The organism is Acinetobacter sp. 70_2 (assembly GCF_056736115.1).
The window spans coordinates 1,313,862-1,326,262 of sequence record NZ_JBWZIP010000015.1 but is presented as its reverse complement, the minus strand read 5'-3'; the positions used below and the strand labels follow the sequence as shown (position 1 = coordinate 1,326,262).

The 12,401-nt window shown below is 37.1% G+C and carries 14 protein-coding genes; 5 read left to right on the top strand and 9 right to left on the bottom strand.

The features are described 5' to 3' along the window. The first annotated feature begins 171 nt into the window (after positions 1-171). Together AC1PJ9_RS15330 and AC1PJ9_RS15325 are read left to right on the top strand one after the other, a co-directional pair. Positions 172-606 (top strand): HIT domain-containing protein, encoded by a 435-nt coding sequence (locus AC1PJ9_RS15330; protein ID WP_004701924.1) that lies wholly within the window; start codon positions 172-174, stop codon positions 604-606. Positions 607-658: 52 nt separating this feature from the next. After that, positions 659-2,128: an adenylate/guanylate cyclase domain-containing protein gene (locus AC1PJ9_RS15325; RefSeq protein WP_311087752.1), complete on the top strand. Its 1,470-nt coding sequence runs from the start codon at positions 659-661 to the stop codon at positions 2,126-2,128. A 51-nt stretch (positions 2,129-2,179) separates the two neighbouring features. On the opposite strand, the gene fdx is transcribed toward AC1PJ9_RS15325, so the two are convergent. The 8 genes from fdx to AC1PJ9_RS15285 form a co-directional block, all read right to left on the bottom strand. Next, positions 2,180-2,518 carry an ISC system 2Fe-2S type ferredoxin gene (gene fdx / locus AC1PJ9_RS15320; RefSeq protein WP_002049779.1) on the bottom strand — a complete coding sequence of 113 codons (339 nt, stop codon included), beginning with the start codon at positions 2,516-2,518 and terminating at the stop codon, positions 2,180-2,182. A gap of 18 nt (positions 2,519-2,536) precedes the next feature. Continuing rightward, the gene (hscA, locus tag AC1PJ9_RS15315) at positions 2,537-4,396 is read right to left on the bottom strand and encodes a Fe-S protein assembly chaperone HscA (RefSeq protein WP_311087751.1); all 1,860 of its coding nucleotides are present in this window, start codon (positions 4,394-4,396) and stop codon (positions 2,537-2,539) included. 38 nt (positions 4,397-4,434) lie between these two features. Next, complete coding sequence (gene hscB, locus AC1PJ9_RS15310) at positions 4,435-4,953, bottom strand: Fe-S protein assembly co-chaperone HscB (RefSeq protein ID WP_151793645.1); 519 nt, start codon at positions 4,951-4,953, stop codon at positions 4,435-4,437. A gap of 85 nt (positions 4,954-5,038) precedes the next feature. Continuing rightward, positions 5,039-5,359, bottom strand: coding sequence for an iron-sulfur cluster assembly protein IscA (gene iscA, locus AC1PJ9_RS15305; protein WP_002050042.1), 321 nt, complete (start codon positions 5,357-5,359; stop codon positions 5,039-5,041). Between the two features lie 30 nt (positions 5,360-5,389). Then, positions 5,390-5,776 (bottom strand): Fe-S cluster assembly scaffold IscU, encoded by a 387-nt coding sequence (gene iscU / locus AC1PJ9_RS15300; RefSeq protein WP_002049835.1) that lies wholly within the window; start codon positions 5,774-5,776, stop codon positions 5,390-5,392. Between the two features lie 66 nt (positions 5,777-5,842). Continuing rightward, positions 5,843-7,060, bottom strand: coding sequence for an IscS subfamily cysteine desulfurase (locus AC1PJ9_RS15295; protein ID WP_002050229.1), 1,218 nt, complete (start codon positions 7,058-7,060; stop codon positions 5,843-5,845). 1 nt (position 7,061) lies between these two features. After that, positions 7,062-7,535, bottom strand: a complete 474-nt coding sequence (locus AC1PJ9_RS15290; protein WP_004701912.1) for an Rrf2 family transcriptional regulator — start codon at positions 7,533-7,535, stop codon at positions 7,062-7,064. 110 nt (positions 7,536-7,645) lie between these two features. Continuing rightward, the gene (locus AC1PJ9_RS15285) at positions 7,646-8,293 is read right to left on the bottom strand and encodes a hypothetical protein (RefSeq protein WP_311087750.1); all 648 of its coding nucleotides are present in this window, start codon (positions 8,291-8,293) and stop codon (positions 7,646-7,648) included. 210 nt (positions 8,294-8,503) lie between these two features. Here AC1PJ9_RS15285 and AC1PJ9_RS15280 point away from each other — a divergent pair, with 210 nt between their 5' ends. The 3 genes from AC1PJ9_RS15280 (at position 8,504) to AC1PJ9_RS15270 (ending at position 11,398) form a co-directional block, all read left to right on the top strand. Then, positions 8,504-8,959, top strand: a complete 456-nt coding sequence (locus AC1PJ9_RS15280; RefSeq protein WP_304400635.1) for a phasin family protein — start codon at positions 8,504-8,506, stop codon at positions 8,957-8,959. Positions 8,960-9,128: 169 nt separating this feature from the next. After that, entirely contained in the window at positions 9,129-9,401 is a 273-nt protein-coding gene (locus AC1PJ9_RS15275; protein ID WP_001043034.1) for an HU family DNA-binding protein, read from the top strand. Positions 9,402-9,532: 131 nt separating this feature from the next. Next, positions 9,533-11,398 carry a SurA N-terminal domain-containing protein gene (locus AC1PJ9_RS15270; protein ID WP_311087749.1) on the top strand — a complete coding sequence of 622 codons (1,866 nt, stop codon included), beginning with the start codon at positions 9,533-9,535 and terminating at the stop codon, positions 11,396-11,398. A gap of 39 nt (positions 11,399-11,437) precedes the next feature. On the opposite strand, the gene AC1PJ9_RS15265 is transcribed toward AC1PJ9_RS15270, so the two are convergent. Next, complete coding sequence (locus AC1PJ9_RS15265; RefSeq protein ID WP_479762068.1) at positions 11,438-12,385, bottom strand: AraC family transcriptional regulator; 948 nt, start codon at positions 12,383-12,385, stop codon at positions 11,438-11,440. Positions 12,386-12,401 lie beyond the last annotated feature (16 nt).

Below are 12,401 nucleotides of genomic sequence, written 5' to 3'. Positions count from 1 at the left end.
GTAAGACATTTGTATTGCTACAATTGAAAGTTATGCACTATTTATACCTTGAGATATGAATAAGTGCATAAAATCATTATTATTTGTAAGCAAACAGGCTACTAATAATATTCACATCAAAACTGATGTGATAGTATTAGCCATTATTGTTTATTGTCATTTATAAAAGATATGTTTAGTTTGCATCCACAACTTGCTCAAGATACTTTTTTTGTAGGCGATTTTCCGCTTTCAACATGTCGTTTAATGAATGATATGCAATTTCCTTGGTTGATTTTAGTACCGCGTGTACCAGGAATCACGGAATTATACGAATTGAGCCAAGCTGACCAAGAACAGTTCTTACGTGAATCAAGCTGGTTATCTAGCCAGTTAGCTCGCGTTTTTCGTGCTGACAAAATGAATGTTGCAGCTCTAGGTAATATGGTACCTCAATTACATTTCCACCATGTTGTCCGCTATCAAAATGACGTAGCTTGGCCTAAACCAGTGTGGGGTACACCAGCGGTGCCATACACAAGTGATGTTTTAGCTCACATGCGTCAGACCCTTATGCTTGCTTTACGTGGTCAAGGTGATATGCCTTTTGATTGGCGCATGGATTAAGTCAATGTAATGCCACATCTCAGTGTGGCTACATTGAAATGTGGAGGATAGGGTGCAATTAGAGAGGTTTATAGATCGAGAACCTAAACAGTTTGCATATTTTCATCGTTTGATGGGGTATTCAATTCTGTCATTGATTTTAGTGATCTATGCTTTTACCTCACCAAATACTAATTATCAAATCTATATTCCTCCTTTTTTTCTTTTTTTACTTTTTATCAGTTCTAAATTAGAACATTGGTTACAGTATCAATTTGATAAGAAAACACAAAAAAGTGTTTTTTTTGCGATAGACACGATTGTGGTGGCAGTTACTCTTGCAGGAGTACACCTTAATCTTGTTCCAACATTTATTGCAGTTTTTGCCTTATTTTACTCAGCAATTAATAGTCGTATTTCGTTTGCAGTCATTTGTTTAACGAGCTTGCTTGGTGCGATTATTTTTTATTTAAGTACTTTTTTTCTCTTCGGTTTCCATCCATATTTTGAAGCTACTAGTCAAGAACTTACAGTAATTACTTTGCTTGGTCTGGTTATGTTTATAACCATTGGTAATTACTACCAACATCGCTGGGTCAAAAAAATTAGTCAGCAACGTCAGCATTATTATGACCAAATGACACGTTATATCGCTTTTGCTAATCAGTTAAGCCGCTATGCGCCATTACAGCTATGGCAATCTATTATGCGCGGTGAGGCTGAGGCAAAAATTGAATATAAACGTAAAAAAATGACCGTATTCTTTTCTGATATTCAGGGTTTTACTGAATTGTCGGAAACCTTAATTCCAGATGACTTAGCTTTCTTGCTTAATGACTATTTAAGTCATATGACTGAAATTGCGAAGCAATACGAGGCAACTGTCGATAAATTTATGGGAGATGCCATTCTCATATTTTTTGGAGATCCAAATTCGCAAGGTGTCGAACAAGATGCTAAATCTTGCGTAGAAATGGCAATTGCGATGCGTCAGCAAATGAAGCTGCTGCGCGAACGTTGGAAAAAAATGGGATATTCAGCCTTACATATTCGTATGGGGATTAGTACAGGTTATTGCCACGTTGGGAACTATGGGGCAACGCATCGTATGGCCTATACGATTGTAGGTCGTGATGTAAATTTGGCAGCACGTTTACAGTATGCTGCTGAAATCGATGAAATACTTATTTCTGATGATACTTATCAACTCATTAAAAGTGATTTCCTGTGTGCGCCTAAAACACCAATTTATTTAAAAGGTATTCAAGGTGCAGTAAAAACATGGCAAGTCATGGAAAAATATACAGGGAACAAGTCAGATCATCAGCAATGGTTTGATTATGAATATAAAGGTTTCCATTTAGTATTAAACTTAGAAGAAGTACAAAACTACGAATATCCAGAATTGGTTGAAGTGCTTGAAAAAATGATTCAACGCATTAAAGTTCAACAAACTTTAATTAATACTCAAGGTGTTGCTCAGCTTAGACTCGAAGATGAGGTTAAGCCAATAAATATTGATCAAGAGCAAGATTCGATATAAATCATATAAATAAAAAAAGCTGCTTTAAGCAGCTTTTTTTAACATTAAATCTTAATGATTTTCTGAAGCATGGTTAATTGTATATTTCGGAATCTCGATTTCAAGATCTTCATCTACAATTTTAACCTGACATGAAAGACGAGAGTCAGGTTCTAATCCCCAAGCACGGTCTAAAAGATCAGCTTCAACATCATTCATTTCTTCTAAGCTATCAAAACCTTTGCGAACAATCACGTGGCAAGTTGTACATGCACAAGACATATCACACGCGTGCTCAATTTTGATACCTTTATTGAGCAGACTTTGGCAAAGATTGGCATTTTGTTCAACCTCAAATTCTGCGCCTTCAGGGCAAATCTGAGCATGAGGAAGTACTTTAATACGTGGCATATTGATCACCTATACCTTTTAGTTTGATTTTGACCAATCGTCGAGCTTCGTGCCCTTTAAGGCATGGTCAATATGTCGATTCATTCGTAATGCTGCAAAAGCGTCACTATATACTTTAAGCTGTTGAACAGCTTGCTCAATCGCTTGGATATCACTACCTTCAAGTTGAGCTTTTAATGATTCTTTTGCAGAATTGAGTTCTGCGAGCTGCGTTTCATCAAGTAAATCTGCATCTACTTTTAATGCTTGCTCTAGAGCTTCAAGTTCACGTTCTGCTTCAACTTTAGTTTCCTTTAAATGACGAAGATTTTTGTCTTCTTCAGCATGTTGGAAACCTTCAATTAATAAGCGTTCTGTATCTGCTTCAGATAAACCATAAGATGGTTTGATATCGATATGAGCTTGTACACCAGAAGTTGCTTCACGAGCAGAAACGGTGAGTAAGCCATCGGCATCAACTTGGAAAGTGACTTCAATACGTGCTTGACCTGCAGTCATTGGCGGAATGCCATGGAGTACAAATCTACCTAACGAGCGGCAATGTTCAACTAAATCACGTTCACCTTGAACCACATGAATTAACATGGCAGTTTGGCCATCTTGATAGGTTGTGAACTCTTGTCGACGTGCAACAGGAATAGCTGTATTGCGCGAGATGAGACGTTCAACTAGGCCACCCATTGTCTCTAAACCAAGAGAAAGAGGAGTTACGTCTAGAAGAAGTGAGCCATCTTGACTATTACCAATTAACTGGTTTGCTGTAATTGAAGCACCGATTGCCACAACTTCATCTGGGTTGATTGTGCAGAGAGGTTCTTGGTCAAAAACTTCACGTACAGTTTTTTGAACTGCATAAGAGCGGGTAGAACCACCCACTAACACTACATTTTGAATGTCACTTAACTCGAGCTTTGCATCACGCAGTACACGCTTACAAACACTGATCGTTTTATCTAACGCAACTTGAATAATGCTTTCAAATGTAGGTCGGTCTAGAGTAAGAATTGCATCAAGCAGTTTTAATTCAACAGTATCTTGAGTAGATAATTGCTCTTTAGCTTGACGTGCTGCAACTATAAATACGGCATAGTCTTCATTACTTAATACATCAATATTAAGCTGTTTTTTTGCCCATTTTACAATTAGACGGTCTAAGTCATCACCACCTAGAGCTGTATGGCCGCCGGTCGCTAAAACCTCAAATACGCCTTGTGAAAAACGTAGGATTGATACATCAAAAGTACCACCGCCCAAATCGTAAATTACATAATTACGGTCGGTCTCTAAATTACTTTCTTGATCTAATCCATAAGCGACTGCAGCAGCTGTAGGTTCATTTAATAAACGTAATACGTTTAAACCAGCAAGTTGAGCTGCATCGCGAGTTGCTTGACGCTGAGCTTCATCAAAATAAGCAGGAACTGTAATTACAGCACCATTGACAGGATTTTGTAAGCTGTCTTCAGCACGATCTTTTAATTGTTTTAAAATTTCAGCTGAAATTTCTACTGGTGTTTTGCGCCCAGCACGTGTTTCAAAAGCAGGCATTTCATTTTCTGAGCCTACTAATTCATAAGGATGCTGAAACTTAATATCTGCTTTTGAGCGACCCATAAATCGTTTAACAGATACAATTGTATTTTTGGGATCTGCAATAATAAATGGTTTGGCTTCTTCACCATAATGAGTTGTATTTTCCCCATAATGAACAATAGAAGGAAGTAATCTTCTATTTTGGACATCATTGAGTACTTTAGGTTTGCCTGATAACACTGTCGCAACTAATGAGTGTGTTGTTCCTAGGTCAATACCAATCGCAATGCGATGTTGGTGTGGGGCACTGGATTGACCCGGTTCAGCAATTTGCAAAAGTGCCATGAGTTAAATCCCTTGAAAATAAAGTAGAGAAAGCAAAATTAAAAATCATCGTCTAAATCAAAGCTGTCTTCTTCATCTAACAGTTGATCTTCTGCTTTATCAATATCGTTTAAAACACGTTGAAAGAAACGCAACTTACGTACAGTATCACGTGCTTCAGCCCAATCTTCTTCGCTGTAATCAATTTTGAATTCACGAACTAAGCCATCAATCCATTGTTGTACTTCTAATCTTAAAGTACGTAAATGTTCAGGTGTTGTGGCTTCATCAAGTTGTTCACGAAGTTCTAATGCAGATTGTAGAAATTCAAAATCACTAATAGATTGGTCAAGATGATGATCTTGCTTTTTAAGTGCTAAAAGGTAGGCAGCACGGCTATCAACTTGTGAAAGCGTTTTAAAAGCTTGATTGATTTCACTTGATTTGATCAATGCTTGATCTTTATCTGCGGCTTTATCAGGATGATATTGTTGTTGCAAACTCAAGAAATTTGATTTTAAGCTTGCCAAATCGATATCGAGTGCCACAGGTAAATTGAACAACTCAAAATGATTCATTAGAAATGGGATCCACGTTAATTAAATACATTAAAACAGTGCTGTTGAAAGACACTGTTTTAATGAGAAAAAGGAAAGGAGAGGATTAAACAGTGAAAGACTCACCACAACCACATTCACCCTTTTTATTAGGATTGTTAAATTCGAACCCTTCATTAAGGCCATTTTTAACATAGTCCATTTCTAAGCCTTCTAAGTAAACTAAGCTTTTAGGATCTACAAAAACCTTAACGCCGAATTGTTCGAAAACTTGATCATGCTCATCGATATCGTCTACAAATTCGAGAACATAAGCCAACCCAGAACAACCAGAAGTTTTCACACCAACGCGAATGCCTTCACCCTTACCTCGGTTTTTAAGGTAATTGCTAATATGAGTCGCAGCATTTTCAGTTAAATGAATCATGAAAACTCCAACGTTTATAATGGTAACAAATTAAGCTTTTGACTTTTTACTACGATAATCTTCAATCGCAGCTTTAATTGCATCTTCAGCTAAAACAGAACAGTGAACTTTTACTGGTGGAAGAGCTAACTCAGTTGCAATATCAATGTTTTTGATTGCTTGAGCTTCATCAAGAGTTTTGCCTTTTAACCATTCAGTTACAAGGGAACTTGATGCGATTGCAGAACCACAACCGTAAGTTTTAAAGCGTGCTTCTTCGATTACGCCACTGTCATTTACTTGAATCTGTAAACGCATCACGTCGCCACATGCAGGTGCACCCACCATACCTGTACCAACATTTTCAGAGTTTTTATCTAAAACACCAACATTACGTGGATTTTCGTAATGATCAATTACCTTTTCGCTATAAGCCATTTCGCTTCTCCAAACCTCGGGGTCAGCCTAATATTAATATGAGGGTTAAAACACTAATTTCAATAATTAGTGTTCTGCCCATTCAACTGTAGAAAGATCGATACCTTCTTTGTACATGTCCCAAAGCGGAGAAAGTTCACGTAATTTCTCAACAGCGGCTTTGGTAATTGTAAGCACGTGGTCAATGTCTTCTTCAGTGGTGTATTTACCAAAACTAAAGCGAATTGAGCTATGTGCTAGCTCATCAGATAAACCTAATGCGCGAAGAACATATGAAGGCTCTAAAGTTGCAGAAGTACAAGCTGAACCACTTGATACAGCAGCATCTTTAAGCGACATCATTAAAGATTCACCTTCAACAAAGTTGAAGCTGACATTTAAATAGTTAGCAACGTTTTGAGTAGGGTGGCCATTTAGGAACACTTGTTCAAGGTCTTGTAAACCATTCCAAAGTTTGTCACGAAGTTTACGAATACGCTCTTGTTCTGCATGCATTGTTTTGCCTGCAATTTCAAAAGCTTCACCCATACCAACGATTTGGTGAGTTGCCAAAGTACCAGAACGCATACCGCGCTCATGACCACCACCATGAATTTGTGCTTTTAAGCGAACACGTGGACTACGACGTACATATAATGCACCGATACCTTTTGGACCATAAATTTTATGAGCAGAAAAACTCATAAGATCAATTTTCATAGTAGATAAGTCGATATCAACCTTACCAGCTGCTTGCGCTGCATCTACATGGAAAAATGTTTTGTTGGCACGTGTTAATTCACCAATCGCCGCTACATCTGTAACTGTACCAATTTCATTGTTTACCATCATAAGAGAAACAAGAATAGTATCTGGGCGAAGGGCAGCCTTAACCATCTCAGGAGTAATTAAACCTGTTTGTGGCTCTGGCTCTAGGTAAGTAATTTCAAAACCTTGTTCTTCTAATTCACGACAAGGGTCTAGAACAGCTTTGTGTTCAATTTTACTTGTAATGATATGTTTGCCTTTAGATGCATAGAATTGAGCTACACCTTTAAGAGCAAGGTTGTCTGACTCAGTTGCACCAGAAGTCCAAACGATTTCACGTGGATCGGCTTTAATTAAATTTGCGACTTGCTCGCGTGCATATTCAACTTTTTCTTCTGCCTGCCAGCCGTAAGCGTGGGAACGAGATGCAGCATTACCAAAGGTACCGTCGAAAGTTAAACACTCCATCATACGTTCTGCAACTTGCGGATCTACTGGAGTGGTTGCTGCGTAATCAAGATAAATTGGACGTTTCATATCAAATACCTGTACCCGATAAAAGAGCTGAATCTATGCCAGTCACATTTTGGCGTAGTGCAACAGTTTGAACGTTGTCTCGGCTAATGAGGTCGGCAAGTGTGATTTTGGCTAAATAGTCGGCAATATGATGAGAGAGTTCTTGCCATAAATCGTGAGTAAGACACATTGCGCCATTTTGGCAGTTGCCTTTGTGGTCACAACGTGTTGCGTCAACAGTTTCATTTACAGCTTCAATGATTTCTAACACAGTAATTTCATCAGCGTTTCGAGCCAAATGGTAACCACCATTTGCACCGCGAACACTAGAAACTAACCCATGACGCTTAAGTTTTGCGAACAACTGCTCTAAATAAGCAACTGAAATAGATTGACGTGCGGCAATTTCGGCGAGCGTGATCGTTTGTTCAGTTGGCTGCAAAGCTAAATCAAGTAGAGCAGTCACTGCGTAGCGACCGCGAGTTGTAAGGCGCATGATTCGATACACATGTTAAGACTAGATAATAGGATTTTATGAATCCCGACTAAAATAGTCAAGTTTTTTTATTTTTAATTCAAGTGTAGGATCAAGATAGAAAAAATAAGTTAGGCCACCCACAAATTATATATGAAATAAGCAATAAATATTAGGCTAATTATACCAAAGCACAAGTTAATATTGCGTTGGCGCTGTTGTAAACGTGCAATTCGATTTTGATATTGTTTAATTTCGACATGCAACGAATTTATCTCTGAACGTTGTTGATCGATTTTTTCAAGTAAAGGTGCAATTCTTTTGCGTGAAGCTAGGGCTTCGGCTTCATCATCTGGTGTGTTGAACCATTGTTTCCAGTCTGCAAGAAGCTTAGGTAAAGTAAGATGTGAGATTAAATCGATAAGTTCTTTTTTAGTTTCTGCATCACCATCAATTCGCATGTTGTTTAAACTGCGTTGGTTTGAGAAAGCAAAAATTTTGATAAGATCGATGAGTGTACTATTGATTTCTAGATCAATACGACGGTCATATGAATGAATATCAAATAGCAGTCCTTTTTCCGTAAATTGCACATAAAAGTCAAAAAATGGCAAATAGCTATTAATACGGATTGTTATTTTGTTGGCGATAAACTTTTTCGCTTGCAAGCGAAGAACACCATCGTGGGTGAGAATAAATGAGAAAAAAGTTTCTAAAATAATTAGAACAATATTCAGCAACAGACGTGGATGTTTTTGTCTTTGTTGCGTTTCACTCATAAAAGTTTATCCTTAAATATTAGAGATTAATTGAGAGAATGAGACATCCTATCTCAAACTTAACACAATGTCCTGTTAAATATATTTACATGACATGATTGTTTTGTAGAACAGTTTCATAAATGTATCAAGTCTTGACTTTGTTATTATAAGAATATTTTGTGGTTAAATAAGACTTCGTCTGTCTCATCCGATCAGGAGCTTAGATCAATGGATAATGCAAATATAGAAACACAAGCAGAAGATCAAGGAGAAAAAAATAAATTAAAATCAAAAAGTTCCAGAAAGTCTGCATTAGATTTTAGGAAGTATACCAAACAAATCTGGTTAGCGGGTTTAGGTGCTTTTTCTCGTGCAGAAGAAGAAGGCAATAAACTATTTGACTCCCTAGTCAAAGTGGGTGAAGAGCTCGAGTCTAAAACTGGTGATTTAGCCGATACAACTGTTGGTAAAGTAACCGAAAAAGCGAAAGAGTCAGTGTCTGATACAAAAGACAAGGTCGAAAAAATTTTAGATACCAGTGTAAATCACTCTTTAAATCGAATTGGTTTGGTTACTCCGAAGGATTTACAGCACATTGAACAACTCCTAGTTCAACTGCATATAAAGGTAGATGCTTTAATTGAAGAAAATCAGAAATTGAAGGCAAAATTGAATGAAAAGTAAAAAAATGTAGGGATTTAGCAAATATATAACAGTTTTTTAGCATTTATTTTTGCTAAAAGCTCTGCTCTAGTATTGCGTTTTCCCCCAAAGCATTGCTATAAAGGCGTCATGGCCTTTTAAACTATAGCCTTGGACCTTAAACAAACGATATTAAGAGGATGTTTTATTCATGAATAAATCAGAATTAATCGATGCAATTGCTGAAAAAGGGGGAGTATCTAAGACTGATGCAGGCAAGGCACTCGATGCGACAATTGCGTCAATTACTGAAGCACTTAAAAAAGGTGACACAGTAACTTTAGTTGGTTTTGGTACTTTCAGTGTTAAAGAACGTGCTGCACGTACTGGTCGTAACCCTAAAACTGGCGAAGAGCTTCAAATTAAAGCAACAAAAGTACCTAGCTTTAAAGCTGGTAAAGGTCTTAAAGATTCAGTTGCTTAATCTTTTAAGATGATTAAACGCGCCGATATAGGCGCGTTTTTTATTAAATATCTGAATTGACCAATATTGCTCATTCATTCATTGTGGTTTTTCAGTTAAAATTCTCCTCGAAATAAAATATTGGAATACTTATGGAATCGTTTCGTACAGTCATTAAGGGTTGGCTCGGCAAAGTCCTTTTAATTTTGTTTTTGACCCCTTTAGCGCTTGTAGGTATTAATGGATATTTTAATAGGGGAAACAAGGCAGATGTCGCAAAAACTGTAAATGGACAGGACATATCAAAAAAAGACCTTGAAACTTTAACGCAAAGGTATAAAGAACAATATTTAGCTGCTGTAAAGGGTGATGAAAGTTTATTAAATTTACCGGTAATTCAAGCAAAAGCACTTGATATATTGGTATCTCGTAATTTACTTATTCAGCAAGCTGAAAAACTGGGTATTTCTTTGAGCGATGCTCAAATCGAGCAAATGTTAGCTCAGCAGCCAAGTTTGCAAGAAAATGGCCAGTTTTCACAAAAATTATATGAAAATTATTTGCGTTCGATTGGTATGACAAGCCAAGCTTTAATTGCGAGCTTGCGTCAAGATCACGCTTTAAAAATGTTGACTTCAACTTTTTCAGATTATTCTTTAGTAAGTAAAGTTGATTTAATGCAAATTGCGAATTTGCAAACTGAACAACGTACATTACATTTGGCTAGCATTAAGTTAGACACTTATAAAACTGGTTTAACAGCATCTAATCAAGAAGCTACTGACTACTACAACAAACATCAAAATGAGTTTAAACAGCCTGCTTCTGTTGATGTAGATTATGTTGTTTTATCTCCGTCTTTAATGGCGAAACCTGCACCAGCAACAGATGCTGAGCTTAAACAAGCCTATGCGAAGTTTGTAGAAACTCAGCAAAAAGATGCTAAACGTGTAGTGAAACATATTCTTATTACGACGGATGCTCGTGATGATGCAGCAGCTCAAAAGCTCGCTAAAGATGTATACGCAAAAATTCAAGGCGGTCTTTCATTTGCTCAAGCAGCAGCTCAGTTCTCAGAAGATCCAACTTCAAAAGCGAAAGGCGGTTTAGTTGAGGCTTATGCACCTGGCGTTTTCTCTGATGCATTTGATAAAACTGTTTTAAGTTTGAAAAATGGTCAAGTTTCACAGCCAGTAAAAACACAATATGGCTATCATATTATTGAAGCAGAAACTCCAGCGACCCAAATTCCTTCATTTGAAGCTGAAAAGGCGCGTTTAACTGCTGAAGTTGAAAAGAATAAAGTTGCTACTGTTTATTCAGATACGGTAAATAGTTTGAATGAAACAATTGTTGGTAACGACTCTTTAGATGTAGTTGTACAGCAAGTTAAAGGTACTAAAATTGAATCATTAAATGGTGTAACTTTAGCGACTCAAAATCCACAACTAAGTGATCCAAACGTAAAAATTAAATTGTTTAATGATGATGTGAAAAATGGCGATCGTAATGCTTCATCAAATATTCAATTAGCGAATGGTGATACAGTCTGGATTAAAGTACGTGATTATCATGCTGCTGGTGTTAAACCAATTGCTCAAGCGATGAATGAAGCAAAAGCTAAAGTGATCGATGAAAAAGCACGTAAAGCAGCTCAAGCTAAAATTGCAACAATGTTGACTGAATTCAAAACTCAGCCAGCTGAACAAGTTGTTGCGAAAAATAATGTACCTTTTGAATCTGCTGGTGTCTTTACTCGTTCACAAGGTTTGAAACGTGCAATTGAGCGTGCAGCATTTAGTGTTCCTACGCCAAAACCTGGTATGTGGTCTGTTACAACAGCGAACTTACCAAATGAGTTAGTCGTTGTTGCTGTTTCTAATGTAAATTCAGCTGCCGTAAACGCTATGCCAGCCGACCAGTTAAAACAATTACAACAGCTTTATCGCCAATCTCGCGGTCAGCAAATACTCGAAGATTACAGTGAATACTTAAAGTCACACGCTAAAATCAAATAAAACTTATGTAATAAAAAAAGCGCTTCGGCGCTTTTTTTATTACTGATCAAGATTACTGCCAATATAGTTTTGTCTATATTGTTTAGGCGATAAATCAAATACTCTTTTAAATGCCTGACTAAATGCTGTTTCTGACGAATAGCCCACTTTATTTGAAATTTGTTGAATTGATAAATTACTTGTACGCAGATATTGGCTTGCTAAACGAAAGCGATAATGCTGTAAATAAGTAAGGGGGGGTTCCCCAATAATACTATTAAAAAGATTGGCAAACTTAGAACGTGACATGCAGCATTGTTCAGCTAATGATTCAACAGTCCAGCTTGCTTCAGGTTGGCTATGAATTGCAGATAGAGCATTACTTAATTCAGGATGAGTTAATGCTCCTAACCAGTTTTGTTGGTCAGACATTTGTTGAATATGATCTCGAATACATTCAATTAAAAGAATACTCACTAAATGATCGATAATCTTGTCATGCCCAGGTTGAATTTTTTGTGTTTCGACTGCTAAAAAATAAAGTCCTATTTGTAACCATTCAGGAGGGGTAGTTTGGTTCTCTCGTTGAATATGCATGATCGGTGGTAATGCATTAATAAGTGGTCCAGCCATATGCGTATCAACTTGACAGCGTAAACAGAGCAGTAATGTATTTTCAGATGCTGCTGAACCGAGCTCAATCGGGTCTTGTCGATGTCCGTTAAATAACGGAGTAATATCGATAGGATCTACAAGTTTACTTGCAGTCGCTTTTGAGTCAGTAGCATGGTGAGCTTTTCCAGAGGGAATTAAAATAATATCTCCAGCCTTTGCTGTTATTTTTTCTGAAGGATTTATTTGAATATATACAGAACCGGTTAAAACGATATAAGCAAGTAAAGCAGATTGATCTTGTGTTTTAAAAGCCCATTCATTTTGTGCTTTGATATAGATATATTCTGACTTATTTAAGTGGATATCATCAAAAAATTTACTTAGTGCATCCATGTTTACGTGATCAATC

Bases quoted from the DNA above. Each gene is read 5' to 3' on its own strand.
- AC1PJ9_RS15330 (WP_004701924.1), top strand. From the start codon at position 172: ATGTTTAGTTTGCATCCACAACTTGCTCAAGATACTTTTTTTGTAGGC.
- fdx (WP_002049779.1), bottom strand. From the start codon at position 2,518: ATGCCACGTATTAAAGTACTTCCTCATGCTCAGATTTGCCCTGAAGGC.
- hscA (WP_311087751.1), bottom strand. From the start codon at position 4,396: ATGGCACTTTTGCAAATTGCTGAACCGGGTCAATCCAGTGCCCCACAC.
- hscB (WP_151793645.1), bottom strand. From the start codon at position 4,953: ATGAATCATTTTGAGTTGTTCAATTTACCTGTGGCACTCGATATCGAT.
- iscA (WP_002050042.1), bottom strand. From the start codon at position 5,359: ATGATTCATTTAACTGAAAATGCTGCGACTCATATTAGCAATTACCTT.
- iscU (WP_002049835.1), bottom strand. From the start codon at position 5,776: ATGGCTTATAGCGAAAAGGTAATTGATCATTACGAAAATCCACGTAAT.
- AC1PJ9_RS15295 (WP_002050229.1), bottom strand. From the start codon at position 7,060: ATGAAACGTCCAATTTATCTTGATTACGCAGCAACCACTCCAGTAGAT.
- AC1PJ9_RS15290 (WP_004701912.1), bottom strand. From the start codon at position 7,535: ATGCGCCTTACAACTCGCGGTCGCTACGCAGTGACTGCTCTACTTGAT.
- AC1PJ9_RS15285 (WP_311087750.1), bottom strand. From the start codon at position 8,293: ATGAGTGAAACGCAACAAAGACAAAAACATCCACGTCTGTTGCTGAAT.
- AC1PJ9_RS15280 (WP_304400635.1), top strand. From the start codon at position 8,504: ATGGATAATGCAAATATAGAAACACAAGCAGAAGATCAAGGAGAAAAA.
- AC1PJ9_RS15275 (WP_001043034.1), top strand. From the start codon at position 9,129: ATGAATAAATCAGAATTAATCGATGCAATTGCTGAAAAAGGGGGAGTA.
- AC1PJ9_RS15270 (WP_311087749.1), top strand. From the start codon at position 9,533: ATGGAATCGTTTCGTACAGTCATTAAGGGTTGGCTCGGCAAAGTCCTT.
- AC1PJ9_RS15265 (WP_479762068.1), bottom strand. From the start codon at position 12,385: ATGGATGCACTAAGTAAATTTTTTGATGATATCCACTTAAATAAGTCA.